Source organism: Clostridium paraputrificum AGR2156 (assembly GCF_000424025.1).
Lineage (GTDB): Bacteria > Bacillota > Clostridia > Clostridiales > Clostridiaceae > Clostridium > Clostridium paraputrificum.
The window spans coordinates 42,013-68,214 of record NZ_AUJC01000008.1 but is presented as its reverse complement, the minus strand read 5'-3'; the positions used below and the strand labels follow the sequence as shown (position 1 = coordinate 68,214).

Genomic DNA, 26,202 nt, shown 5'->3' with positions numbered 1-26,202 from the left:
CAGCATCCTCTTGACATAGTAAATCAACTCCTATTCTTTAGTTTAATATATTGTATTCTTAAGAATAGAAATTTGTTCTACATCAAAAAACTTTTACATAATTAAATAAATTTTCATTCACATAAGGTAATTTAAGCTAAAGGAATTATTAGGAATACTAGTGATATTAAATATATTTGTTAACTTTCTTTAAGACTATTTTAGTTAAATATATAGAAATAACTATAATTAATCCTAATATGAAAGTAATACCTAATACATAAATAAAATTACTAATATATATTTCATTTCTTAATAAAAACAAATTAAGGTCCCCCAATACTACTATGTAATAAAGTACTCCTAAGAAAAGAGAAAACACACCAGTAAAAATTGTTATCTTTCCCGCTAAAGGAAAAACAAAAAACTTATTTATGTTATTTATAATAATCTTCTTATTAATAAATTTAGATAAATAATATACAAAAATCGATCCTATTAAATAAGCTATTATTATTAATAAAACATTCCTACTACCTCTATAAAATGTATAATCATAGCTTATAAAACTAATTATATCTCCTATATAATTAATAATACTATTTAATACATCATAAGTCCTTAATGCAGCTGTATTATAGATATCTACTCTATAAAAATATATCTGACCAATTACTAACGCATCAAAGAAAATTGCCATAGGAAAACCTACTAATGCTATCAATGTGAATATTAAATTTGAAAAAAACATATCCATAAATGACAAATAAACAATAAAAGCTAATCCTAAAGTAAAAATTTTAATTATAATAAATATAGAATATTCCCAAGGATTAAAAATATAAGGTAATAATTCTTTATTACTTATATAAACACATATAATTGCATAAGCTGCTACAAATACAAATAAACATAAAGTTAAAAATAAAAATAAAAACTCATTTTTCTTAACCTCTTCCTTGGTGTAAGGGCCACCTGTAATAAAAGTAATATTATTTCTCTTATTAAATCCTGTAATCATAACATATACTAATAAAATTAACAAAAACAGGCTAAGTACAAAAACTTCAGTATTTAAATAAATATAATTACTCTCTAGATTGCTAATAGAATACTTCACATTGCCTAGACTAATGCTAGTGTTATAATACACAAGTAAAAAAAATAGAATAACACCACCCAATATTCCCCATTTTACATTGTAGAAGGATTGATAAAAAAGTGCCTTATTATAATATTTCTTCATTAATATCCCCCTCATCTAACTTGTATATAAATATATCCTCTAAGTTCAAGTCTATTTCTTCTATAAATAGTGGTTTAAACCCATTAATTTCCTCTATAAACTCTTCTCCATAATTATCAACTAATATAGTAAATACTCTACCTACTTTGGACATTTTAAATATACCTTTAATATTTAAATCTTCTTCATAAACTGGACCATCAAAGGCAACTTGTATCTTTTTAATCTTCTTTTTCATCTCTTCTAGAGTATTTTTATATGAAACTTCCCCTCCATCTAAAATAACAACCTCATCACAAACTTTTTCTAGTTCATTTAAATGATGAGAACTAATTATAATAGTTGTCCCCCTAGTTGAAACCTCTTCAATTATCAATTTAAGTAATTTATTTTTTAATATTGGGTCTAATCCTGAGGTAGGTTCATCTAAAATTATGTATTTTGCTTCTTGTGCAAATCCAAGCATTAAAAATGTCCTCATCTTCATACCCTTAGATAATTGATGTAGCCTTTTATTTAAAGGTATTTTAAAAACTTTATTTATTTTGTGAAACTTCTCTTCATTAAAATTATCATAGGCTAATTTATAATACTTTATAACATCCCTAACTAAAAAAGAAGTAAAGAAATTATTTTCGTCAGCTACATATGCTATATTCTTTTTTACTTCAGCATTATCATATACATTGCTTCCATCATATAGTATTTCACCTGTAGTTATTTTGTAAACTCCAGTTAAGCATTTTATAAGAGATGTTTTACCAACTCCATTTGGTCCAATAAGTCCATATATCTTTCCCTCATCTATAGATAAATTAATATTTTTTAATATATCCTTATCCTCTAATTTAAGGGTTAAGTCCTTAATTTCTATCACTTACTTCCCCTCCAACTTGTTCAAGACTTGTTTTTCTAAATCAACTAATGCGTTAAATTTAATATTTAAATTTTTTGCTGATTCTAATACATCTTTAATTTTGTTCATTAACATTTCATAATTGTAAGCTAAAACCAATTCCTTAGCTCCAACTCTTACAAAAGTTCCCTTACCTTTTAAAGTCTCTATCATACCCTCATCTTCTAATTTATTATAGGCTTTACTAATTGTATTTGGATTTACTGTAAGCATTGATGCAAGTTCTCTAACAGAAGGTAATTTATCACCTTCTCTTAAAGCATTATTTATAATAAGCTCAATAAATTTTTCTCTAATTTGCTCATATATGGGTCTATTATTATTGATTATACAAAACATCTTCTCCCCCATTAGTTGAAATCCAAAAATAATCAATTACCCAACCTTCACCCTCATCTATAAATACAATATTAACATCTATATCTTCTAATTTAATATTTCCAACCTCTTTGTTTTCCATATATAAATTATCAGTAGGATGTCCCTTACCTGTTAATATTAAAGTTTCTAATTTACCAGGTACAGTATAACCTTCTAACCTACTAATTCTATTTTTATAATCATCTAGAATAACTTTTTTACTATCTTTAGTATTTTTCTCAGGGAGTATTTCCCCATCAATTTTATAATAATTAAAATTTGAATATGTTACTCTCTTCCTTTTAGATAAACATTCCTTAAAATCAGAAGTTGTAACAAACTCTCCATCCTTATTTAATGCTCCTAGCTGTTTATGGTTTATTATTTCAATAATTTCATTTGGTGAACTAAAGTGTTTCGTCTTTTCATATGCCTTATTAGGATTTGTACATAGCATTATGGTCGCTACAATAAAGAAACCACTTAAGGCAAGTATCATGGATTTTTTCAAGATTATAACCTCCTAAAAAATAAAGTGTACTACATGAAGTAGTACACTTTAATTCTATATACATCTATTATAAAGGTCAATTAATAAATCCTTAGAATTTCTTAATTATTTCTTAATCTCAGAATTCTCTCTTTCTTTAAGAAGATTTTCAACTAAACATAAATCATCTAATTTACTTAATAGATTTTTATAAGATTCTCTTATATATTCATTATTATAAAGTTCATTATAGGATATTTTATCTGCATCTACCTTCAGAATTTTATCTACGTTGTCACCATAAATCTTATATAATATACAATTAAATCCCTTCTTAACTCTTTCATAAGCATAATTATCTGATGTATTCCAACTATAAATATCTCTATTTACTTTCTCAATAATTCCATAAAGTTGATAAAGATAACTTAATTCTTTTAAAGAGTACTTATCACTTAAGCTTGCTACAGAAGCAGAATAATTTTTATTTATAGGTAACAAATATAGATATTTTTTCTCTTCCTCTGTATTTTGAATACTTCTTATACTTTGAAAAAGTGAAGTTGCTATATCTAACCTTATTACATTAGCATTGTTACAGACTTCCTTAACTCTATACTTTTCCTCATAAAATCTATTTTCTTTTAATATCTTTTGTTGATCTTCTATCTCCTTGTTGTGCATATTCTTATTAATAATCCAACTACAATACGCTCCAACTAAAGAACCTATAATAATAGAGATTGCAGAAATAATTGAAGTGACTATAGGTATAGGCACACTATCTACTCCTTTCCTCATTAGTACAATGTTAGTATGTACCGAAAAGGTTAGATAATACAGCCATTAATCAAAATATTCTTTTTCAATTTGTTCCAAATAACATTCTTTTGAACAATAAATTTGTTGTGTTATCTTATCATAAAAATAATTTTCTGTAATTATCTTTTTACAGCCTGTACAAATAAGAGGTTCCTTTTTTTCATCTTCTAGCTCCTCTTCTTCTTTAAATATCCTAAAATCTAGCATAAAAAATCCCCCTCATTAAGTGACTCCTTTATCTTAATTAACATACACTTATATCTTTCATTCCTAGAGTTATTAATTAACTCATCTATTCTTGCTTTATTAATTTTCTTATAATATGGTATGTTCCACTTATTAGCTACATTTAATGCTTTTAAAACTATTCCTTCGTCCTTACAATCAATAACTAAATCAATAATATCTTCATATGTTTTTGAATATTCACTACTATAGGACAGTAGCCTATTAATAATTATATATTCATCACTTCTTTTCTCTTTTGGTTCAAGTATTGGATACTTTATATTTACTATATCGGCCTTTTCAATGAATAGTTTTAACAGTTTCTCTAGCCCCTCACTATCCAAAGTAAACATAAGGAATATATAACACCTCCAGCTTAATGACTGGCTATCCTTTAACATTACAAATAATTCATCACTAATTTTAAAATCAGCTAAATTATTAACTTTAGCTAATTTAATTACTCGTCCCTCACTACAAGAACTTAATTCCTCTAAAATAATATTTCTCCATCTTTTATTCTTTAAAGCCCTTAATACAAAACCTCGTACTTTAGGAATGTCATCCATACTTAGTCCAGTGCTTGATAGATATTTACCATTACATTCGTCCTGTAGAAATAGTAAAATAGAGTACATATTATATAGGTATATTCCCTTTAACTTCTTATTAGATATAAGTCTATTAATTATATGCTTTGTATAATGGTTTATATATTCTCCTCCAGAAGAAAACTTATATATTAGACACTTTCCATTTAACAATTCATATAAATCCTTAGAGGCTAAAGTCAATGTTTTATCATTTACTTCAAACTTAATCATTTCTTTAGCTAGGTCTAAGCTTTCACAAAAACTATTCACTTTATCACTCCTCTAGCTAAAATTTAAATTTGCCACATTAGATTATATTAAAGCATATAAAAAAAAAGTCCTCTATATTAATAGAGAACTAACTTTTTCTATTTTAAATTATCATGAACTATCTTAATTAAAAAATCTATATTAGCTTTATCATCTTCTGGATATAGCCTTGCAAGTAAAACTATATTACACAAAATAATGTGTGTAAGCTTTTGAGCTCTATACTGCATATTTATGTATTGATTTTCTATATTAATTGCATTAATTACATAACTATAAATCTTTTCTATAATACCATTTTCTATATTTTGATTTTCTGTTTTACTTATTGCCTCACTTTTTAAAAGATTACTACCAATTCCTCGCCTAACTTTTATATCCTCATATAATATTTTAATTATACTTTCTAGTGCTTTAGCACTGTTCTTATCTTCATTCATTACTTTTTCTATCTTTTCAAAGGTACTATTCCAGCTAGCCTCTAAAACTTTTAAAAATAACTCCCTTTTATTATTATAATAATTATATAAAGTGCCTACTGCTATATTGCATTCCTTTGCTATAGCTTTCATATCCACATTATCATATCCATCATTACTAAATAACTTCCATGCGGCTTGGAAAATTGTTTCATCTAGGTTTAATATCTTTTTAGGCAAACTACTCTCCCCTTTTTCTTCTATTAACTCTATTATAATGCTACCTTAACTTTCCTTCAAGTATAGAAATTTTCTAGTTATTTCAGTAATTTTTCAAATGTTTCAAACATATTTCTATATTAAACAAGTCATAGGAGGAATGTTTTTATGCTACGCTATAACTCACCTTATGATGGAATGAGATACATAGGAGATAGAGATACTAAACTCATTCATGACCTTGATAATGAATCATCTTTATGCTATATAGATAACATAAATGAGGAAAACATTATAATGTTAGAAAATGAAGATGATGTTCAAATCCTATGTGAAACTGAAAACTATCGTGGTTGCCATTGGTGTAATTTTCGTTTTGACGCTGACCTAACTATATGTTAAAAATATACTTATTATTAATGATATATTTAGAATATGCGTAAGCAAAACCAAAAAATATAATATAGTTATTCCGATTAATATATAGTTTGATATCCTTAATTGCTTTAAGGTTGCATCTTTCATCCTATATAAAATAAACCTTATAAGAATAAATACCAAAATCACTTTAACAAATATTGCTTTTATAGGATTATTTACTATTGTTACCATAACTTTATTTCTTTCTTCAAAGAGGTTTGTTTGCAATAAAACTAGGGTAAATATAATGTCAGCTACATTAAGAAGGTATAATATCTTAAATTTTTTCACTATACTTTCATAACTATAATTCTTAATAAATGTATTCATAAGTCACTCCAAATTTAATGTTATACATTTTAAGGATTGACTTATTTATAAAAAATAAACACCTAATTTCCAAAATGAGAAGGTGCATCAAAGTATTATTACTTAGATGCACCTTTTCTTATTTATTTAAAAATAACGTATTCTTTGTCCCCTCTAACATATCTTAATGACCCTAAAGTCATATCATATCCTGCTAGATATCCTATATCTTCATCAGAAAATTTTACACTTCCAGAAACATATGAATAGCTTTTCTCATTAATATCTCTTGGAGCTTCTGACATCTTAAAAGGATCTGACATTTCTATATAAACTTTCTCTTCTAAGGTATTATCATCAAGCTTATATACATACATATTTTCACTTGAGATAGGATGAAGATTTACTTCGCTTCCATCTTTATTAACTGTAACCACACATGTATTGTCACCTTGAGTAAAATTACAATTAATTGGTTTTAAATCAATGCTTTGAGTAATCTTTTCTGTATTTAAATCATATACAAAAAGTCCAAAGTATCCATGAAAAATAATTTTATCATCAGAGGCAAAATCAAGCATAACCATATCTGCCCCCACATCTTGCTGTGTTGTAACCTTTGGAATAGTAGGCTCAATTTTATTTTTTTTAGCACTACTCTCTTCTGTTTTAGCACAACCTATTAACAAGAATGATAAAACTGCTAAAGTAACCATTCTTACAGTCTTTTTCTTCATCTTAACACCTCCAATAAATTATACACATTATACCACATAATAATTCTATGGATATTAAATAAAAATGAAGAAAAATCAGACTATTCTATATCTTCGCCATTAGAAGCTATAACCTTCTTATACCATTCAAAGCTCTTCTTCTTACTTCTTTTTAATGTTCCATTTCCATCGTTATCCTTATCTACATAAATAAAGCCATAACGTTTTTTCATTTCTCCTGTACCTGCACTTACAAGGTCAATACATCCCCATGTAGTGTAACCAAGTAAATCAACTCCATCAAGCTCTACAGCATCCTTCATTGTTTTTATATGTTGTCTTAAATAATCAATTCTATAATCATCTTCTACATAACCATTTTCGTCTGGTATATCCACTGCGCCTAATCCATTTTCAACGATAAATAAAGGCTTTTGATATCTATCATATAAATTATTCATTGTTATTCTTAATCCAAGTGGATCTATTTGCCATCCCCATTCACTAGCCTTTAAATGAGGATTTTTTACTGATGCAAAAATATTTCCAGCAGTCTTTGAATTGTCATCAGGATTTGCACAAGCACATCTTGATGAATAATAAGAGAATGAAATAAAGTCTACTGTATGATTCTTTAACAGCTCCTTATCTCCATCTTCCATCTCTATATTAATCCCCTTTCTTTCAAGCTCCTTTAAAGCATAAGCAGGATAAGCACCTCTTGATTGTACATCAATAAAGAAATAATTTTCTCTATCTTTATTTAAAGCCTCAAATACATCCTCTGGTTTACATGAGTATGGATAATACTGACCTGCAGCTAACATACACCCAACCATGTTATTTGGATCTATCTCGTGGGCAATTTTAGTAGCTAATGCACTTGCAACTAATTCATGATGTGCTGCTTGATACTTAACTTGTTCCTTATTTTCTCCTTCTTCAAAACATATACCTGCTCCCATAAATGGTGCATGAAGAATCATATTAATTTCATTAAATGTTAGCCAATATTTTACTAATCCTTTATAGCGATTAAAAATAGTTCTACATAGTTTTTCATAAAAGCCTATAAGCTTTCTATTTCTCCAAGCTCCATATTTTTCAACTAAATTCATAGGGCAATCAAAATGAGTAATTGTAACCAACGGTTCAATCCCATATTTATGACACTCTTTAAACAAATCCTCATAGAACTTAAGTCCTTCCTCATTTGGTTCAACATCATCCCCATTTGGAAAAATTCTACTCCATCCAATTGAACATCTATATGTTTTAAATCCCATTTCTCCAAATAGTTTTATATCTTCTTTATAATTATGATACATATCTATAGCTTCCTTAGCTGGATAAAAATGTTCATCATCAAAATTAAACATCTTCATCTCACCCGCTATAATAGGAAATCTATCCTTACCTATTGGAACCACATCAACATTAGCTAAACCTCTTCCACCTTCATTATAACCACCTTCACATTGGTTTGCAGCAGTAGCTCCACCCCATAAAAAATCTTTTCTAAATCCCATTTTAAAACCTTCTTTCCTAAATAAATATGTAAATATATAAATATAAAAATATATATTTATATAAATAAACAAATATAGACTTTAATAAAAAAGACCTATTTACATAAAGAAAACACCTTAAAAGATTTCCTTTATATGCAAATAGGTCTAGCTTGTCTTTAAACAATAACTATCCAAATAACTTAATTAAAGTATAAATGAAAACAGTTACTTAGTCAAATAAAAAAAGTGGCTTCACCATGCTTTAAGGAGAAGTCACTTTTCAAACCATACAACAGGTTCCAAAACTTGCTTTTGGTATTCTGTGGTGGCACTATAATTTTTATTTTAAATATCTTAGCATATTTTTACCACTCAATCTTTGTATCCATAAGGTTTTATTATTTAAAAATTTTTATAACTAGCTTGGACCTTTAAAAATTCTTTATCTTTGTTACATTTTTATATTTCTTTTTTCACAATTTCTATTTCGTTTCTTCTTGCTTCTTCCTTAAATACAATACTTTTTTTATTATCGCAATACCACTCGTAAGCATTTTTTAACCCTTTTTCAAAGTCTGTTTCAATACTATATATTTTATTAATTCTATTTACATTTAAAACATTATCATAATCGAAGAATGGAAAAAAATCTCTTTCACCTATATTCTTTGATTTATAGTCATATTCTATAAACTTTCCTTTTTTCCCAACTACTCTTTCATAATAATTTATCCATTCTTTTATTGTTACTCCTTCTTTATTTCCAACATTGAATATACATACTTCTTCAGTATTACTTTCAATTAATCTCACTATTATATTTGCTAAATCAGTTGAATATATGAACTGTAGCCTTGACTCTCCCTTATTAGGTATTATTATAGGTCTATTATTTTCTAAATGCTCAAAAATAAAGCTTTCTCTTTGAGCATAATTGTATTCTCCATAAACATATGGTGGTCTTAAAATAATTAAATCACAGTTAGTTTTTGAGAAAACTTTTTCATAAAACTCTTCAGCTTCTATTTTATTAGTCCCATAATCTCCCCAGTATTTATTTCTCCCCAAAGGAGTATCTTCACTAAAAGGAGTTTTATTATTTTCCACATCATAAACTGCACTAGAACTTAAAAATATAAACTTCTTAATCCATTTTAAATTAAGAGAATTATATAAAATTTCACTTTGACTTTTATTTAATCCAGATACATCAATAACAACATCAAAATAATATTTACTTAGTGCCTTCTTCATTTCTATATGATTATTTCGATCACATTTTAAACTAATTACTTCTTCACCAAAAACATTATTAGTACCACGATTTAAAGTATATACTTCATAATTATTTTCTACCAAAACTTCTACTACTCTTCTTCCAATAAAGTAGCTACCTCCCATAACTAAAACCCTCTTTTTTCATAAATCAACCTCTAACATAAATATTCTATCTCCTTTAATTATACACTACCCAAAAATTATTTTCACACCATTTCAAACTCAAAGTAAGAGCATATTCTAATAAATAAAACTCCCACTCCACCACACCGATTTAATTATTGTAGAAACTTTAGCGCTAGCAAAGTTTCCTCCTCCAACCTCATTATCTTTTTACCTCCTTACCTTCCTTATCCTAATTTATCCACTTTATCTAAATTATCTTGTACCTAATACTTCTTACTTTACATAAAGAAAGAAACACAGCCAAACTGCTGTGTTTCCACCTAATTTTAATTATCTCTATTATCTTATTTATCCTAATCTACTCTACTCTACAGATTTCAATGATTCAACCATAGGTATCTTCTTAAGCTTCTTATACATTACTAAATTTACTAAAATAGCAAATCCCATAGTAATTACAACAGCTATTAGATAACTTAAAATATTTATATTTCTTCCAAACATCATTGCATCAAACTCAACAGTTATCATTATAAATCTATGAAGTATAGTTCCCAGGGCAAGACCAACTATGGAACCAATAGCAGTAAGTACTAGATTTTCTCTATATACATAAGCTGAAACTTCATTATCATAGAACCCAAGAACTTTAATTGTAGCTATTTCTCTTAATCGCTCACTTACATTAACATTTGTTAAATTGTAAAGTACAACAAAGGCTAAAGCCCCTGCTGAAACAATTAGTACTATTACTACAATATTCAAACTGCTAATCATATTATCAAAATTATTAACTAATCCACTATAGAAAGAAACGGACTTAACTATATCATTATCCATAAGCTCTGTACCTAAAACTTCTTCTACCTTTGTTGATGTATCATTTAGTTTTAAAGCTAGTGCATTTATTTCATTAGTTACACCAAAAGTAGACTTATAATATTCAGGTGACATAAATACATAGTGATCAACATACATCTCACTAATAGCTGATACTTCTACTTCTTTTCTATCTCCATCTTCATTTTCTATAGTGATCTTATCACCTTTTTTAACACCAAGGGACTTGGAAAGTTTTTCAGTTATAACAACTCCACTATTATCAAGCTGTATTTCCTTTTGGCTACTTCTTTCTCTAAGAGATATAAAGTCCTTAAATTCACTTATATTCTTAGGTACAATTAATTTTACTGACTTATCTTCTCCATCATCTATTGCCTTACTATTAAAAGTGCTCATTTCGGAAATATCTTCAACTCTACTATCATTCTTATACTTATCAAACAAATCTTCTTTTTCAGTTAAAGTAGAGTCTTTATCAATTGATACTTGACTATCATATTTAATAATTTCTCCAAATTGCTTTGAAGCAATTGTGCTAATAGAATCCTTTATTCCAAAGCCAGCTAAAAGTAATGCAGTACACCCTGATATACCTATTACTGTCATGAAGAATCTCTTCTTATATCTAAATATATTTCTCGCTGTAACCTTCTCTGTAAAGTTCATCCTCTTCCATATAAAAGATATTCTTTCTAAGAAAATTCTCTTACCTTCCTTTGGAGCCTTAGGCCTCATTAGAAGTGATGGTGTTTCAATAAGCTCTTTATAGCACGCTAGTACAGCTGCTAAAGTTGTAACTGATACAGCTACCAAAATAGATATTATGCTTAAAGGTAGATCTAATAATAATTTTACCTTTGGAACTGTGTACATAATTCCCCATGCATAGAATATTACTGTTGGGAAAAGAACTACCCCAATAGCTAACCCTACCAGTGCTCCTAATGTACTTGCCACAGCTGCATAAACTATATATTTAGAAGAAATACTTAACTTACTATAACCAAGTGCTTTTAATGTACCAATATTTCCTCTTTGCTCATCTACCATTCTTGTCATAGTAGTTAAACAGACTAATGCTGCAACTAAAAAGAAGAATACTGGAAATACATTAGCAATATCTCCCATTTTATTAGCTGAAGCACCATAATCCATATAACTATAGTGACTATTTCTATCTAAAACATACCAATCTGGTGCTTTTGCATCTTGAAGGTCTTTTTCAGCCTTATCTAGCTTCTCTTTTGCAAGAGCAAGTTCTTCCTCACCAAGCTTTTTAGCTCTCTCTAGCTCTTCTTCACCTTGCTTTATGTCTTGTTTTCCTTCCTCAATCTTTTTTCTTCCTTCAACAAAAGCATTTTCCCCCTCACTCTCGGCTTTTTGGATATTTGCTTTTTCATTATTTAAAGTAGCCCATCCTGAGTCTAATGTAGCTCTTCCCTCTTTTAATTTCTGTTCTGCATTAGCTATTTGATTCTTCCCTTCAGACACTGCTGATAATGAAAAATCATATATTTGAATACTTTTTTCCTTACGGGTAATTTCTGATTTAATATAATCTTTTTCTTCGTCACTTAAGTTAGTATCTTTAAGCCTTTCCTTTAAAGCATCTACTTCTACTCTTAAATTATCAACTTCTGTCTTATGAGAATTTAAATATTCCTCAAAGTCCTTTATACTACTTTCTGTAGATTCTTTTAAATCATTAAAAGCTTTAAGATTTTTATTATACTCTTCTTCACCAGCCTGTAACTCTTTCTCTGCAGCTACTAATTTTTCCTTACCTTCTTTAATTTGATTCGGGAATTCCTTTTCTTGCTTATCTAATTCTTTTTCACTAATAATAAGCTCTATTTTTCCATCTTGAAGCTTTTCTTCATTTGACTTTATTTCATTTTCATACTTTATTTTATTCTCTACATATTCCTTTTTACCATTTTCTAATTCTTTTCTACTTTCCTCTAGAATCTCATTAAAACGAATTGGACTTCTTTCATGGCTTAAGTTTTCTAAAGGCTTAGTCACCTTATCAGTAACATCAAAATATTCATTAGCATAACTATTAAGCTCTTTAGCACCTTCTACAGTAAGAAGAACTTCTGTATATATATCCATATTAAAATCTTCTTCTGGAATCATGATGAAATTATTAATAGAACCATGTCCAATATTGGAACTTCCCATTTCAAAAGAAAGGTAGTTAGGTGTATTAGCTATACCTACAATTGTAAATTCACTGACTTTAAGATTTTCACTTATATCATCCTTTGTTCCAGATGTAAGCTTAATCTTATCCCCAACCTTTACCCCCATACCATTAAAATTACCTGCACCTACTATGCACTCTCCAGACTTTTCAGGAAGTCTACCTTCTTTAATTTCTGCCCTATTAATGTAGTTTTCAGTATCATTTTTAGCATCCTCTAAGGGTATTCCATGCACCTTTAGTACAAATTCAGATGAATTTATCTCCGTTAACACATCAATGCTATGAGTTGGAAAAATCCCCTTTATACCATCAAGTTTTTTAATTTCAGCTACATCATCATCAGTTAAGCCTATAGGCGATACAACTCTTATATCCATTAAGTTATATTCATCAAAGTATTTATCTGCCGATGATTTCATTACAGGCTCACCTTCTTTTACTCCTGCAAAAAAAGCTACCCCTATACCTACAATGGCAAATATAGAAAGAAATCTACCAAAAGATTTTTTTATCTCTCTTACTGTATCTTTTACCAGTGCATTTTTCATACTACCACTCAATCCTTTCTACAGGAACTGGATTTTCATTAACCTTGATTGAGTGAACTTTACCATTCTTAACTTGAATAACCTTGTCCCCCATTGGAGTTAATGCAAGATTATGAGTAATAACTACTACTGTCATTCCTTTTTCCCTACATGTGTCTTGTAATAGCTTTAATACAGCCTTACCAGTATTATAGTCTAATGCTCCAGTCGGTTCATCGCAAAGAAGTAGTTTAGGGTTTTTAGCTAATGCCCTAGCTATAGCAACCCTTTGTTGCTCTCCTCCTGATAATTGAGCCGGAAAGTTATCCTTTCTTTTTTCAAGCCCTACTGCTTTTACAGTTTCAGCTACATCTAATGGATTTTTGCAAATTTGAGTTGCAAGCTCAACATTTTCAGTAACAGTTAAATTTTGAACTAAATTGTAAAATTGAAATACAAAACCAATGTCGTATCTTCTATATGTAGTTAATTCTTTAGAACTGTACTTACTAACTTCAACTCCATCAACAATTATTTCACCACTTGTTGGAGAATCCATTCCCCCTAATATGTTTAATATTGTTGATTTTCCAGCTCCACTTGCCCCTGCAACAACAACAAATTCCCCTTTATTTATAGAAAAGTCAACGCCGCTTAGCGCTTCTATTTCAACTTCACCCATTTTATAAATCTTTTTTACATCTTTAAACTGAATATAATCCTTCAATAAAAAATCGCCTCCAAATAATCTACTAATCTCTAACATTATTCCCCTTATTTATTATGTTATTTAAAGTATACTAAAGCTTCATAATAATCTCAATGTTTGTATTGTACCATTTTTACCTATTATGTATAATAATAATTATTAAATGAAGCATTCTTCAAAAAATTTATTTAAAAGGAGATATTAATGTTTGGATATGTAACTCCTCTAAAGGGTGAATTAAAAGTTAAGGAATATGAACTTTTTAGAGCATATTACTGTGGTGTTTGTAACAGCATAAAAAGAGACTTTGGCAATATACCTAGAATGACTCTAAACTATGATATGACATTCTTAGCTATATTATTAGATAGTTTAAATAAAAATAAGATAAATATAGTTCATAAAAACTGTATAGCTCACCCACTACAAAAAAGAAATATAGTAATTGAAAATGAAGCAACCGCTTATGCTGCTGCAATGAATATATCACTATTCTATTTTAAAGTATTGGATGATGTGAAAGATGATAAGGATTTAAAAAGTAAATTTTTATCTCTTACTTTATTACCTTATAAAAGAAAATTTTCACACTCTATACAAAAAATTAATGCTATAATAAAAGAAAATTTATCAATTTTGTCTAACTATGAAGATAATAAAAACTTTTCTTCTATTGATGAGATTTGTCATCCTTTTAGTGTAATTGTTGGAGAAATTCTAAAGAACTACCCAAATGAAATATTAAATGATTCAGAAGAATCAAGAAATACTCTCTACGATTTAGGATATGGTCTTGGAAAATGGATTTATCTAGTTGACGCTTTAGATGACCTTAAAGAAGATATGGAAAAGAATAAATTTAATCCAATAAATTATTTATATAATACAAATAATCTTTCATATGAGGAATTAATTATTCAAATTAGGGATAGAATTGAATTTAATATTTTAAGTTGTGGTTGTAGATGTAAGGAGTCCTTAGATAAACTTAGTTTACATAAAAACAAAGAAATTTTAGAAAATATAATTAACTTTGGAATGATGGACAAATATCTTGCCATAATAAATAACTGCAAAAAGATGAAAGGAAGTGATTCTTAATGAATCCATATGAAGTTTTAGGTATAAAACCAGGTGCATCACAAGAGGAGATTAAAAGCGCTTATAGAAAATTAGTAAAGCAATATCATCCAGATCAATATAGAGATAACCCTCTTCAAGAATTAGCTCAACAAAAGCTAGCTGAAGTAAATGATGCTTATAACCAATTAACAAGCGGTAAATCTTCAGGAAATTATAGCTCAAATACATCAAGTTCTTATTCAAATAATAATTCATATAGTAACTCTGCTTCTGAATTATCACAAGCAAGAGCTTACCTTCAAAGAAGAAATACAGCAGCTGCAGAAGCTATATTAAATAGAGTTTCTGATAGAAATGCTGAATGGTACTTTTTAATGGGAGTTGTTCACTCTAATAAAGGTTGGTATGATTCTGCTCTTCAAAATATAACAACTGCTGCAAATATGGATCCAAATAACTTTGAATATAGACAAACATTACAGCAATTAAGTTCAAGAGCTAGAGGATATGGCCAACCGTACTACAGAACAACTGGTGGTAACTCAGCAGATTGTTGTGCCAACTTAATTTGCTTAGACTGTTGTTGTGAAGCAATGGGTGGAGATTTAATATCTTGTTGTTAGTAAAATAATGGAGGTTTATTATGAAAGCTAAGGATATTGCCCTTGGAGGAGTTTTAGTTGCATTAACTATTGTCACATTATATTTGACACTTCTTATTCCAACAAACACAATAGCAATTATGACACTTGCATCCTTATATATACCTATTTGTTTAATAAGAAGTAATATTAAAACTTCTATTTTTGTTTATGTTGCTTCAACTATAGTATCATTATTTATATTACCTATTAACTATTCCATAATGTATGCCTTATTTTTGGGGATATATGGATTAGTTAAGCATTTTATAGAGAGGTTAAATAAAATACCTGTTGAAATAGCTATTAAACTTGTATTCTTTAATGTAGTTTTGACTATTGGACTACTAACCTTAGAGCTATTTGGAATTAATATAGATATGAAATTCTCAGTTGGAATTATGTATCTTTTAGCTCAGCCAGTATTTTTAGTATACGATTATGCATTAAGTGCATTGATAACCATGTATTATAAAAAATTCCACAAAAAAAGCTCCCTTTAAAAGGGAGCTTTTCTAAGTTATAAACATTAATTTTACATAAGTGGTGCAAATACTCGAAGTATTGCCCTAAGGAATCTATTTGACCATTTAACCTTCTTAGTATCCTCTAAAGTTATATTTTGTGATACCTCTAATATATTTAAGAAATCTTCTTTAATTTGCATTACTGATTTGGTCTTATATAAGAAAACTCCACATTCAAAATGTAAATAAAGACTTCTATAATCCATATTAATTGTTCCTACTACACCTATCTCATCATCACAGACAAAAGTTTTTGAATGAATAAATCCTGGGGTATATTCATATATTTTTACTCCTGACTCAATAAGCTGAGCGTAATATGCCCTTGTTACAATATGTGCATACCATTTATCTTCAATGAATGGTGTAACAATTCTTACATCAACTCCACTTTTTGCAGCTAAAGTTAGAGCAGTTACTAACTCATTGTCTATTATTAAGTATGGAGTATTGATATAAATATAATCCTTAGCTTTATTAATTATATTTAAATATACATTTTCTCCTACTAGCTCATTATCATAAGGACTATCACCATATGGTTGTACATATCCATCAGTTACAAAATCATCTGGATGATACATTTTAGGTCTATATTTATTATAATCTTCTCTATTAAATCCAACGAAATTCCATACCTGAAGAAACATTACAGTTAAATTCCACACAGCTTCACCTTTTATCATAATAGAAGCATCCTTCCAATGACCAAACCTTACAATCTCATTAATATATTCATCTGCTAGATTAATACCACCTGTAAAAGCCGTATGTCCATCAATCACCGTAATTTTCCTATGATCTCTATTATTAACAATTACGGAAAGTATAGGAATAAACTTATTAAACACCTGACACTTTATACCTAGCTTCTCCATCTTTTCATGATACTTATTAGGTAATGTTGTTATACACCCCATATCATCATAAAGAAGTCTTACGTCTACTCCCTCTTTTACCTTCTCCACCAATATTTCTAAAATACTATCCCACATCTTACCTTCATGAATAATAAAGTATTCCATAAATATGTAATGTTCTGCTTTCTTAAGTTCTTCTAATAGCTTTTCATAAAATACTTCTCCTGGAGATAAAAATTCAGTGGTAGAGTTCTTATATATAGGGTAAGCTGCATAATCATTAATATATTTCACCTGATTATATACACTCTTATCTATGGCTTTTATTTCTTCAATAACGGCTTCATCTTGTTTTAGCAATTCTTTTGCTTCGTAATACTCAGCATCTATTTGCTTCTTTAAGGTTCTTCCAATTTTGTTACCACCAAATAAAAGATAGAATAGCCCCCCAAAAACAGGAACTAATAAAACAGGAATTGTCCAGGCTAATTTATAGGATGGATTATCTTTTCTACTAACTATATACACCACAACTACTAAACTTAATATTACAAATAACACATACATATATACAAAGGATTCGCTTAATTTCCATATTCCTAATATTAAAATTATTAATTGAATAAGTACTAATACTCCAACTATAAATATTCTATTAAAAATCAACTTTAATAATTTACGCATTTATCCTCCTTATTAACATAATTTTATCTTTATTCTATATCAATATTTCTAATAAATCAAACTTCTCTAATACAGGCAAAATATTATATCATTTCTTGACTACTTATATACATAATTGTAAAATATTACTTGTAATATAGGAGGTTTTGTTATGAATAACAAGTTTTTTAAAACTATATCAATCACATTAGTTTTAATACTTTTTTTAATACCTACGCAAAACGTATCTGCCTTAAAAACTGATAATAAAATTAATTCAATACTTATACTCACTCCATATAATAAAACAAGTTTTGATGAATCACTATTATCAACTTTGAAAAGCTATATATCTTCAAAATTACCTAACACAGTCTTTTTTGAGAATTCTATTTTATATCCTTCAAATGAAAGCGTTGATTTAACAGATTTCGACCTAATTATCTGTCTAGATAGCAACCGTCTTCAATATATTGAAAATAATTATTCTAATTTCCTTGATGACACACCAGTAATCATTGGTTTAACTGAAGAAAAAAAGTTTAATTTACCTGAAAACTTTGGTGGATACTATATGAATTATGACTTCTCAAAGTATATGGACTTCTTGCTAAATATACATCCTAACCTAAAGAAAGTTAATCTTTTAATCGGATCAAACTTTAAAAGCTCAAGCATATATAAAAGTATAAATTCTTATATATCTAAAAACCCTAAAGATATAAAATTTAATTTTATAACAACTGGAGAAGAAAATGAAATTACTCCTCTATTGTGTGAAAAAAATACTATAACAATAGTTTTTGATTCCCTTTTAAGTAATAATTGGGGAAAATACTTAACATCAGGCTCTTCTTATTCTACTATAAGAGCTATTAGTCGGAAGACAACTAATGAGGTTTATGGTGGTTATAGAGAATTTATAACTAGATTTAATATTGGAGGATATAATTATGATGCTACTGTTCTTGCCAAAGCAATTTCAGATACAGCAGTTTCAATTATAAATAATACTTTATCTATAAAAGATGTTGGTTACAGGGATGTTTCGCTTGATAATGATTTTGTAATAAATACTTACATGAATGATAAATATCATCTACCTACTGACCTACCTAATACGTCTTACATAAAAATTGGCTCAGGTGAAACCTTAATTGAAAGCTCAGATTCTAATAAAAGAAATATTATTTTCTCTGCAATAATTATATTTTCAATGTTTATTTTATTTATATATGTACATAACAAGATAAGATTAAGAGATAAAGAAAAATTGGATTTAATGAAAAATAATTTTATAGCTAATCTTTCACATGAGCTAAGAAATCCTTTAAATATTATAATAAGTACAATTCAACTTTTTGATTTATATTTAAAGCAAAATAAAATAGTTTTAAAGGATCCTACTATAAAAAACAAATTCGAATACCTAAAAAATAACAGTAATAGACTATTAAAACTAGTAAATAACGTAATTGATATAACTAAAATAGATGCAGGTTTTTTTAATATTTCTAAAGATAATTATGATATTGTAAGTGTGGTAGAAAACTTAACCTTAAGTACTGTTCCTTACGCAGAATATAAAGATATAACCCTTATTTTTGATACAGATATAGAAGAACTTTATTGTTTATTTGATAAAGATAATATTGAAAGAGTCATTTTAAATCTTCTTTCTAATGCTTTAAAATTTACTCCAGCTAATGGAAATATCTTTGTAACACTAACATATAACTCTAAATACTTAAGTATTAGTGTAAAAGATACCGGTATTGGTATTCCAAGAGAAAAGCAAAAATTTATATTTGATAGATTTAGCCAGCTAGATACAGATAAATATTCTAAGGGGAAAGGTAGTGGTATAGGATTAGCTTTAATCAAATCTGTTGTAGAACTACATAACGGCCATATAGAGGTTAATAGTTTGCCTGGGGTAGGTTCTGAATTTATTGTAATCTTACCAATATATAAAGTAAAAAACTTAACCGAACAAAATGGAAGTTCCTCTGATTCAATCCAAAAGACAAATCTTGAATACTCTGATATATTTTAAAAAGGAACTGTTGCAAATATTTGCATCAGTTCCTTTTAATTAATCTCTTTCATTTCCAATAAATATTACAGCTAATGCATCTGGACCAGCATGTGTACCAATAACAGGACCAATATTATTTAAAATTACATCCTTAAATTTATATCTTTCAGTTACCTTCTCCCTTAAAGCATTAGCATCTTCTTTACAGTCTGAATGAGCAATAAATACTATCTGCTCCTCTAAATTAACAGCTTTTTCTTCTATCTCATTTAATAAATAATTTATTGCTTTCTTTCTTCCCTTTAACTTAACTCCAGGCACAACCCTACCTTCTTTAGTAAGTTTTAGTGTAGGCTTTACCCCAAGTAATCCCCCAATTGCTGCAGTTGTTCCAGATATTCTTCCTCCCCTTTTTAAATGTTGAAGATCATCAAGAATAATAGCATATTGTACTTTTGTTCTATTATCTACTATCCACTTTACAATTTCATCTATATTTTTCCCACTCTTTTTTAGCTCATTTGCATAATAAACTAATAATCCTTGACCTAAAGTTACACCTTTAGAATCAATAACTTCAATTCTTCTATCTTTATATAAATCTAAAAGATTTTCCCTAGCTATTCTTGCACTATTATATGTACCACTAAGTTCGCTGGCTAAAGATATATAAATTATATCATTTCCCTTTTCTAGTTCTTTCCTAAAAGTTTCTTCAAAAGTAAATACATTAACCTGTGCAGTTGATGTTAATTCACCTTCCCTTAAAGATTTATAAAAGTCATCATACTTTATAGTTTGTCCTAAATCATCTTCTAAGAATTCGCCTTTAATATTTACTGTTAAACAAACTAAACCAATATCATTTTCCTTAACTATATTTAAAGGTAAATCACTTGCTGAATCTGTAAAAATTTTAATACTCACTATTAATTCCTCCATTTTTCATAGTGTTACAGATAGTATAAATGATACCTTAAAAAAAATCAATTAGTTTGATAATCAAATTATTTAAATTACAAACTTATTCTCTCTAAATCATCTTATTTCTTTACTTTTCACTAATTTTAGAAAGAAAAAAGTAATAAAAGCCTTAAGCTTCTATTACTTCTTATCTTTATATTATATCGAATTTAACTTTTCTTTATGTTCTAGTTCTATAATTCTCTTTTTTAACCTCTTGTTTTCATTAAGCAATTCTTCATAATCATCAATAGATAAAGCTGCCTCTTCATCTTTAAAAATTGTCTGTCTTGCAGACTCCTTTAATATACTATTATAAAATCTAGTTTGATTATTGTCCTTATTCTCTATTGTTGCATCTAACAGTCCATCTCTTATCATGATTACTCTATTAGAGAAACTTGCTATATATGGGTCATGAGTAACCATTACTATTGTAATATTATCTTCTTCATTTAATTTTCTTAATATTGATAATAACTCATCAGAATTCTTTGTATCTAATGCACCAGTAGGTTCATCTGCTACTATAATTTTAGGATCAGTAATCAAAGCTCTACATGCTGCTACTCTTTGTTTTTGTCCTCCTGAACATTCTGAAGGATATTTATCTAGTATAGTATCAATTCCTAACCTTTTAGAAACAGATTCTACTCTTTTATCGCATTCTTTCTTTTCAGCTCCCATAATTATTAATGGAGATGTTATATTATCCCTTATGGTTAGGTTATCTAATAGATTACAATCCTGAAATATAAAAGAAATATACTCTCTTCTTAAAAGACTTAATTGCTTTTCTGTATAAGATCTAATATATTTACCATCAATATATATTTTCCCCCTAGTTGCTTGGTCAATTGTGGCTAATAAATTTAAAAGAGTTGTTTTACCAGAACCAGAAGGGCCCATTATAGCAAGAAACTCTCCTTCTTCAATATCAAGATTAATCCCCTTTAAGGCTTGGAATGGATTCTTAAAACTTCCATACTCCTTAATTACATTTTTTGCTTCAATTATTTTTCCCATTTATATCCCTCCATAAATTTCTTTTCCTATAAGACATGGGTATTTTGAAATCCCATTGTTACCCTCCCTAACTATATTTTATAAAAGAAAAATCACAATCTAATCTCAAATTCAAGACAAAATATAACAATTTTGTTACAATAAAAAAGAGAAGTAGATATTTATTGGCTTGATCCGTCACAAGACTCCAAGTCATAGTAAAACAAATATCCACTCCCCTCATACTGAAGGTAAGAAAACTATGAAATTATTATCATTTATTTCATAGTCTTCATATCATCTATTAATTAAATTATCTCATACTTTTTATAACCAAATTTAAATATTAAGTATCCTATTATAATAACTATTGAGGCAGTTAAGAATGGTAACTTACTTCCATAAACAAATATAAATCCTGAGTATAATGAGCCAACTATCATTCCAATTGCTCTTGCTGAGTTTTGTATTCCAGCTATCTTTCCATTATCCTTATTTGATACCTTTGAAATAATATTTTGAAGCATAGGTTGATAAACAGCAGAACTTCCTACAAAAAGTAAAATAAATAGGAAGAATAACGGAACTAAATTAAATAATGTTGCTCCTCCTATACAAACAGCCATTGAAATTCCTGAAATTCTTAAAGCTTTTACCTCTCCAAACCTTTTTGCAAGCTTTCCAGTAAAGAATATATTAATTAAGAATCCAAATATTCCAGCTATGGCTAAGAATATACCATTAACTGTTGGCGGAAGTGATAATACTGACTCTATATAGTAGTTAATGCTTGAATTGTAACTAGTTACAGCAAAGAAAAATACTCCTACCTGACTCATTATAAAAACAACTTTTGGACTAAGTGCATTTATAGATTTAGTATATGTTTTTTCCTTTTCTACTTTATCTATATTTTTCTTAGTAACAGTTTCTTCTAAGAAAAAATAAAATAGTATGCATATAACTACACTTAAAACAAATTGTACAGAAAAAGTTATTTTATAATTATTATTTCCTATAACTCCACCTAGAAGAGACCCTATAGCTCCACCAAAAGTTGATGCAGCAGCATAATAGGTCATACCTTTTAATCTTCCCTCTTCATCTGTAATATCAGCAATATAAGCAAGAATTACTGTTAAAAAACTTATAACTGATGCTCCACCTATAAATCTCCAAAAAACAATAATTACTGGATTACTACTAAATCCAAAACCTACCTGCGATATCCCATATCCCAAAATACCTAAAATCATGAATTTAATTCTCCCACCTTTATCAGATAACTTTCCCCAAATTGGTGAAAAAATAAAATTTCCTATAGACATAGCTGCAAAAAAAACTCCAAATAAATATGAAGGTAATTTATTCTGAGTTATAAACATTGGCGTTACTGGATGAGCCATGTTTAATACTATATAAGTTAATACAGTTAGAACTGTAACTGTTTTCAATGATTTACTCCTCATTTTTTCTCCTCTCATCTTGTGTTGTACTCTATTAGTATACATAAGAGAAGATGTATTCTCAAGTTATAATCTATTTAGTTTCATTATATTTCCTATTATTATTATGCCTTTAAGTGAAAAAATACTCATAAGAGGTGAGATATAATGAAAAACATACTTATAACTGGATGTGGATCCGGCCTTGGAAGAAAGGCTGCAATTGCACTAGCAAATAGAGGACATTTTGTATATGCAACTACTCATACTCAAGAACAAGCTGACCACTTAAATAAATTAAATAAAAAGTGGTGTCTCCCTATGCATGCATTTAAATTAGATATTAGAAACCTGGATGATAGACATAAAGTAAGGAAGCTTAACTTAGATATCCTTATTAATAATGCTGCTATAGGTGATTCAGGCTCTGTTTGTGAAATTGATGTTAATAGATATAGAAATGTCTTCGAAACTAATGTTTTCTCTGCCATTGAATTAACTCAAGAGGTTTTAAAAGATATGATTTCTAAAGGATATGGAAGAATTATATTTTTATCATCCCTTGCTGGACGTTCTCCTATTCCATTTTTATCTCCTTATTGTGGTAGCAAATTTGCCCTAGAAGGTATAGTTCCTGCATTAAATATGGAGCTTAAAGAATTAAATAATGTTAATATCCCTGTGATTTTAATAGAACCAGGTGCCTATTCTACAGGCTTTAATGAAAAAAATATAAGTAAACAATTTGAATGGATGAAGGTAAACTCATATTTTAAAAATAAAATTAGAAAGTTAGAAAAGAAGCAATTTAGATACTTTAAAATAACTTCTTCTTCAAATTTTTCTTCTATAGTAGCCCAATATATTAGAGCAGTAGAAGATATAAAGCCAAAGGAAAGATATATTGCTCCTAGTTATCAAGGAGTATTTATAAAAGCAAAAAATATTTTTACTAAGTAGCTAAAAATAGTGCTTTGCCATAACTATAATAATCATAATCCATATAAAAACTATAATGCCACCAGCTACATAATTTTTAGGCTTTCCCTCTTTAAATAAATTCTCAGATTCCTTTTTACATTCTTCAAATAAATCCTTTGGAATAAGCTTAAGGCATAAATAAATTCCAAGAGGTAATAAGATAAAATCATCTAGGTATCCTAATATAGGAATAAAATCAGGAATAAAATCTATAGGACTTAGTGCATATCCAACCACTATAATAGCCATTACTTTGGCTATTATAGGAACTTTCTTTTTCCTACAAACGAGATACAGAGCTTTTATATTACTTTTAAGATCTATCGCTTTTTCCTTTAAAAATTCCATACAATCACCCAAAATAATTATAGCTCTATATAAATAATAATTAAAAGAGAAATTGCATTTTATTTTGCAATTTCTCTTTCTTAATATTTATTCTACTGGATATATTTCTTTTATAATTTTATTCTTATTTCTAATTGTAGCTAGAATACCTATAATAGTTATAGGCCCAACAGCACTTATAATTAAAAATAATGAGAATAATGATGAAAAATAACCTGCTATTATATATACAATAAAATTTGATAAAAGTAGTATAACAGGTAGCATTAAACCTACTCCAAAGAAAAGTATATTTTCTTTATATATAATATTTATAATTTCCTCTTTACTATAACCAAGAATTTTTAATTGTCTATATTCCTTTATTTTTCTTTCCCACTCTACAATGGTTTTATAAAGTAGGGCTAATCCAACTAACATACTTGTTATAACATAACAATAAAGAGAACTTGATATAGCACCCTCTACTATACTATATCTTACAGTAATCATGCTGTAATAAAGAAGGGATAGCACTAAACCTAGTATGAAATATAATGAACCTCTTAAGGTACTTATAAAGTTTCCTATATAAATTTTTCTTAACCCCTTATAAGTAAAGCTCATTCTGCTAAGCTTTTTCCCTATGCTTGGGACAAAATACTTTATAATTCCATATAATCCAAATAGCCCACCGAAGGATAGGACATATACAGCATATTCAGCACCTTGAGTATTTCCCCCAAAAATTGCAAATATAATTGGAATTAAAAATAAAATCACAAAAACTATATTAGGAACTTTAACATGTCTTGAATCTATTTGAGACTTATTATTATTAAGATTTAATAATTCAACAGGTTCTCTTCTATAAACATCACCTAAGTTTAAAAGAGCTAATAATCCAAATTCGAATAAAAATACTAGTAAAGTATACTTAAACATATAAAAATTAATTGTCCAAATATCTCCCCAATGTCCTGAAATGCTATACATTAAAATGTTACTTAAAGGAACAAAGATAAATCCAAGTACTGTTCCTATAGCCCCTCCTATAAGAAAGAATATACTATTTTCAAACATTATATACTTTATTCTATCTCCAAGAGTTGCACCATTTAATGTAAAGAATGCAAACTCTTTACCTTTATTCTTTATAAAATATAAATTACAAAAATAAGTAAATATTAAAACTACTAAAAATAATATTAAAAAGTTTTGTCCATGAAGCAAGGTAGGTTCCTCTATAAAAAATTGCAACTTAGCATCAAGTTGAACTATTTCATTTTGGCTTTCATCAACAATTACAGTATCTACACCTTCAAAATAAGTAGCATTTGTAAAACAATTTAATACCATTAATACAGTAATAAATGAAATTACTATAGCAAATGCATAAATAGAATTATTTTTTAAATCTTTCTTTATATTTAATAAAGCATATCTTAACATTCCCATTTTTTTCTCCCCCTTTAAAGT

26 protein-coding genes are annotated in these 26,202 nt (G+C 28.0%); 6 read left to right on the top strand and 20 right to left on the bottom strand.

The window, feature by feature from the left end:
- Window positions 1-166: 166 nt before the first annotated feature.
- From G594_RS0109390 to G594_RS19625, 8 genes are all read right to left on the bottom strand, one after another.
- The gene (locus G594_RS0109390; protein WP_027098350.1) at window positions 167-1,225 is read right to left on the bottom strand and encodes a hypothetical protein; all 1,059 of its coding nucleotides are present in this window, start codon (window positions 1,223-1,225) and stop codon (window positions 167-169) included.
- Window positions 1,209-2,102, bottom strand: coding sequence for an ABC transporter ATP-binding protein (locus G594_RS0109385; RefSeq protein ID WP_027098349.1), 894 nt, complete (start codon window positions 2,100-2,102; stop codon window positions 1,209-1,211). Before G594_RS0109385 ends, G594_RS0109390 begins: the two co-directional genes overlap by 17 nt.
- Entirely contained in the window at window positions 2,103-2,480 is a 378-nt protein-coding gene (locus G594_RS0109380; RefSeq protein ID WP_027098348.1) for a GntR family transcriptional regulator, read from the bottom strand.
- Complete coding sequence (locus G594_RS18700) at window positions 2,461-3,012, bottom strand: hypothetical protein (protein ID WP_051195965.1); 552 nt, start codon at window positions 3,010-3,012, stop codon at window positions 2,461-2,463. The genes G594_RS0109380 and G594_RS18700 overlap by 20 nt, the downstream gene beginning before the upstream one ends.
- Before the next feature lie 105 nt (window positions 3,013-3,117).
- Window positions 3,118-3,771 (bottom strand): hypothetical protein, encoded by a 654-nt coding sequence (locus G594_RS0109370; RefSeq protein WP_027098347.1) that lies wholly within the window; start codon window positions 3,769-3,771, stop codon window positions 3,118-3,120.
- A 66-nt stretch (window positions 3,772-3,837) separates the two neighbouring features.
- Window positions 3,838-4,020 (bottom strand): hypothetical protein, encoded by a 183-nt coding sequence (locus G594_RS0109365; RefSeq protein WP_027098346.1) that lies wholly within the window; start codon window positions 4,018-4,020, stop codon window positions 3,838-3,840.
- Window positions 4,014-4,904, bottom strand: a complete 891-nt coding sequence (locus G594_RS0109360; RefSeq protein ID WP_027098345.1) for a hypothetical protein — start codon at window positions 4,902-4,904, stop codon at window positions 4,014-4,016. Before G594_RS0109360 ends, G594_RS0109365 begins: the two co-directional genes overlap by 7 nt.
- A gap of 98 nt (window positions 4,905-5,002) precedes the next feature.
- Complete coding sequence (locus G594_RS19625; RefSeq protein ID WP_051195964.1) at window positions 5,003-5,563, bottom strand: TetR/AcrR family transcriptional regulator; 561 nt, start codon at window positions 5,561-5,563, stop codon at window positions 5,003-5,005.
- A gap of 147 nt (window positions 5,564-5,710) precedes the next feature.
- Between G594_RS19625 and G594_RS18690 the strand changes: the two genes are divergently transcribed.
- Complete coding sequence (locus G594_RS18690) at window positions 5,711-5,944, top strand: hypothetical protein (RefSeq protein ID WP_034866330.1); 234 nt, start codon at window positions 5,711-5,713, stop codon at window positions 5,942-5,944.
- Here G594_RS18690 and G594_RS0109345 read toward each other — a convergent pair.
- From G594_RS0109345 to G594_RS0109320, 6 genes are all read right to left on the bottom strand, one after another.
- Window positions 5,930-6,292 (bottom strand): DUF5658 family protein, encoded by a 363-nt coding sequence (locus G594_RS0109345; protein WP_027098344.1) that lies wholly within the window; start codon window positions 6,290-6,292, stop codon window positions 5,930-5,932. The genes G594_RS18690 and G594_RS0109345 overlap by 15 nt on opposite strands.
- Before the next feature lie 122 nt (window positions 6,293-6,414).
- Window positions 6,415-7,008, bottom strand: a complete 594-nt coding sequence (locus tag G594_RS0109340) for a hypothetical protein (protein ID WP_034866327.1) — start codon at window positions 7,006-7,008, stop codon at window positions 6,415-6,417.
- A gap of 80 nt (window positions 7,009-7,088) precedes the next feature.
- Window positions 7,089-8,516 (bottom strand): 6-phospho-beta-glucosidase, encoded by a 1,428-nt coding sequence (locus tag G594_RS0109335; protein WP_027098342.1) that lies wholly within the window; start codon window positions 8,514-8,516, stop codon window positions 7,089-7,091.
- Window positions 8,517-8,957: 441 nt separating this feature from the next.
- On the bottom strand, window positions 8,958-9,899 hold the full coding sequence (locus tag G594_RS0109330; protein ID WP_027098341.1) for an NAD-dependent epimerase/dehydratase family protein: 942 nt from the start codon (window positions 9,897-9,899) through the stop codon (window positions 8,958-8,960).
- A 366-nt stretch (window positions 9,900-10,265) separates the two neighbouring features.
- Window positions 10,266-13,502, bottom strand: a complete 3,237-nt coding sequence (locus tag G594_RS0109325) for an FtsX-like permease family protein (RefSeq protein WP_027098340.1) — start codon at window positions 13,500-13,502, stop codon at window positions 10,266-10,268.
- Window position 13,503: 1 nt separating this feature from the next.
- Entirely contained in the window at window positions 13,504-14,208 is a 705-nt protein-coding gene (locus tag G594_RS0109320; RefSeq protein ID WP_027098339.1) for an ABC transporter ATP-binding protein, read from the bottom strand.
- A gap of 186 nt (window positions 14,209-14,394) precedes the next feature.
- Between G594_RS0109320 and G594_RS0109315 the strand changes: the two genes are divergently transcribed.
- The 3 genes from G594_RS0109315 to G594_RS20450 are packed head-to-tail and all read left to right on the top strand — an operon-like array spanning window position 14,395 to window position 16,417.
- Entirely contained in the window at window positions 14,395-15,291 is an 897-nt protein-coding gene (locus G594_RS0109315; RefSeq protein ID WP_027098338.1) for a DUF5685 family protein, read from the top strand.
- Window positions 15,291-15,896 carry a J domain-containing protein gene (locus G594_RS0109310; protein WP_027098337.1) on the top strand — a complete coding sequence of 202 codons (606 nt, stop codon included), beginning with the start codon at window positions 15,291-15,293 and terminating at the stop codon, window positions 15,894-15,896. The genes G594_RS0109315 and G594_RS0109310 overlap by 1 nt, the downstream gene beginning before the upstream one ends.
- 20 nt (window positions 15,897-15,916) lie before the next feature.
- The gene (locus tag G594_RS20450; RefSeq protein ID WP_027098336.1) at window positions 15,917-16,417 is read left to right on the top strand and encodes a hypothetical protein; all 501 of its coding nucleotides are present in this window, start codon (window positions 15,917-15,919) and stop codon (window positions 16,415-16,417) included.
- A gap of 32 nt (window positions 16,418-16,449) precedes the next feature.
- Here G594_RS20450 and cls read toward each other — a convergent pair whose 3' ends face one another.
- Window positions 16,450-17,985, bottom strand: a complete 1,536-nt coding sequence (cls, locus tag G594_RS0109300) for a cardiolipin synthase (protein WP_027098335.1) — start codon at window positions 17,983-17,985, stop codon at window positions 16,450-16,452.
- A 151-nt stretch (window positions 17,986-18,136) separates the two neighbouring features.
- On the opposite strand from cls, the gene G594_RS19620 reads away from it, so the two are divergent.
- The gene (locus tag G594_RS19620; RefSeq protein WP_051195962.1) at window positions 18,137-20,020 is read left to right on the top strand and encodes a sensor histidine kinase; all 1,884 of its coding nucleotides are present in this window, start codon (window positions 18,137-18,139) and stop codon (window positions 20,018-20,020) included.
- 39 nt (window positions 20,021-20,059) lie between these two features.
- Here G594_RS19620 and G594_RS0109290 read toward each other — a convergent pair whose 3' ends face one another.
- The 3 genes from G594_RS0109290 to G594_RS0109280 all read right to left on the bottom strand — a co-directional run bounded on the left by G594_RS0109290 (window position 20,060) and on the right by G594_RS0109280 (window position 23,439).
- Entirely contained in the window at window positions 20,060-20,929 is an 870-nt protein-coding gene (locus G594_RS0109290; protein ID WP_051195961.1) for a DegV family protein, read from the bottom strand.
- A 195-nt stretch (window positions 20,930-21,124) separates the two neighbouring features.
- Window positions 21,125-21,991 (bottom strand): ABC transporter ATP-binding protein, encoded by an 867-nt coding sequence (locus tag G594_RS18680; RefSeq protein ID WP_070098177.1) that lies wholly within the window; start codon window positions 21,989-21,991, stop codon window positions 21,125-21,127.
- A gap of 287 nt (window positions 21,992-22,278) precedes the next feature.
- The gene (locus G594_RS0109280; RefSeq protein WP_027098333.1) at window positions 22,279-23,439 is read right to left on the bottom strand and encodes an MFS transporter; all 1,161 of its coding nucleotides are present in this window, start codon (window positions 23,437-23,439) and stop codon (window positions 22,279-22,281) included.
- Window positions 23,440-23,583: 144 nt separating this feature from the next.
- Here G594_RS0109280 and G594_RS0109275 point away from each other — a divergent pair, with 144 nt between their 5' ends.
- Window positions 23,584-24,375, top strand: coding sequence for an SDR family NAD(P)-dependent oxidoreductase (locus G594_RS0109275; RefSeq protein ID WP_027098332.1), 792 nt, complete (start codon window positions 23,584-23,586; stop codon window positions 24,373-24,375).
- On the opposite strand, the gene G594_RS0109270 is transcribed toward G594_RS0109275, so the two are convergent.
- Both G594_RS0109270 and G594_RS0109265 read right to left on the bottom strand, forming a co-directional pair.
- A complete protein-coding gene (locus tag G594_RS0109270) occupies window positions 24,376-24,744 on the bottom strand; it encodes a YkvA family protein (RefSeq protein WP_034866321.1) in 369 nt (122 codons plus the stop codon). It lies immediately after the preceding gene.
- An 87-nt stretch (window positions 24,745-24,831) separates the two neighbouring features.
- Complete coding sequence (locus G594_RS0109265; RefSeq protein WP_027098330.1) at window positions 24,832-26,181, bottom strand: FtsX-like permease family protein; 1,350 nt, start codon at window positions 26,179-26,181, stop codon at window positions 24,832-24,834.
- Window positions 26,182-26,202 lie beyond the last annotated feature (21 nt).

Coding starts and splice junctions, on each gene's coding strand:
- G594_RS0109310 (WP_027098337.1), top strand. CDS start 15,291: ATGAATCCATATGAAGTTTTAGGTATAAAACCAGGTGCATCACAAGAG.
- G594_RS0109330 (WP_027098341.1), bottom strand. CDS start 9,899: ATGGGAGGTAGCTACTTTATTGGAAGAAGAGTAGTAGAAGTTTTGGTA.
- G594_RS20450 (WP_027098336.1), top strand. CDS start 15,917: ATGAAAGCTAAGGATATTGCCCTTGGAGGAGTTTTAGTTGCATTAACT.
- G594_RS0109270 (WP_034866321.1), bottom strand. CDS start 24,744: ATGGAATTTTTAAAGGAAAAAGCGATAGATCTTAAAAGTAATATAAAA.
- G594_RS0109390 (WP_027098350.1), bottom strand. CDS start 1,225: ATGAAGAAATATTATAATAAGGCACTTTTTTATCAATCCTTCTACAAT.
- G594_RS0109340 (WP_034866327.1), bottom strand. CDS start 7,008: ATGAAGAAAAAGACTGTAAGAATGGTTACTTTAGCAGTTTTATCATTC.
- G594_RS18690 (WP_034866330.1), top strand. CDS start 5,711: ATGCTACGCTATAACTCACCTTATGATGGAATGAGATACATAGGAGAT.
- G594_RS0109315 (WP_027098338.1), top strand. CDS start 14,395: ATGTTTGGATATGTAACTCCTCTAAAGGGTGAATTAAAAGTTAAGGAA.
- G594_RS0109275 (WP_027098332.1), top strand. CDS start 23,584: ATGAAAAACATACTTATAACTGGATGTGGATCCGGCCTTGGAAGAAAG.
- G594_RS0109365 (WP_027098346.1), bottom strand. CDS start 4,020: ATGCTAGATTTTAGGATATTTAAAGAAGAAGAGGAGCTAGAAGATGAA.
- G594_RS18680 (WP_070098177.1), bottom strand. CDS start 21,991: ATGGGAAAAATAATTGAAGCAAAAAATGTAATTAAGGAGTATGGAAGT.
- G594_RS0109335 (WP_027098342.1), bottom strand. CDS start 8,516: ATGGGATTTAGAAAAGATTTTTTATGGGGTGGAGCTACTGCTGCAAAC.
- G594_RS0109280 (WP_027098333.1), bottom strand. CDS start 23,439: ATGAGGAGTAAATCATTGAAAACAGTTACAGTTCTAACTGTATTAACT.
- cls (WP_027098335.1), bottom strand. CDS start 17,985: ATGCGTAAATTATTAAAGTTGATTTTTAATAGAATATTTATAGTTGGA.
- G594_RS0109265 (WP_027098330.1), bottom strand. CDS start 26,181: ATGGGAATGTTAAGATATGCTTTATTAAATATAAAGAAAGATTTAAAA.
- G594_RS0109325 (WP_027098340.1), bottom strand. CDS start 13,502: ATGAAAAATGCACTGGTAAAAGATACAGTAAGAGAGATAAAAAAATCT.
- G594_RS0109345 (WP_027098344.1), bottom strand. CDS start 6,292: ATGAATACATTTATTAAGAATTATAGTTATGAAAGTATAGTGAAAAAA.
- G594_RS0109380 (WP_027098348.1), bottom strand. CDS start 2,480: ATGTTTTGTATAATCAATAATAATAGACCCATATATGAGCAAATTAGA.
- G594_RS19620 (WP_051195962.1), top strand. CDS start 18,137: ATGAATAACAAGTTTTTTAAAACTATATCAATCACATTAGTTTTAATA.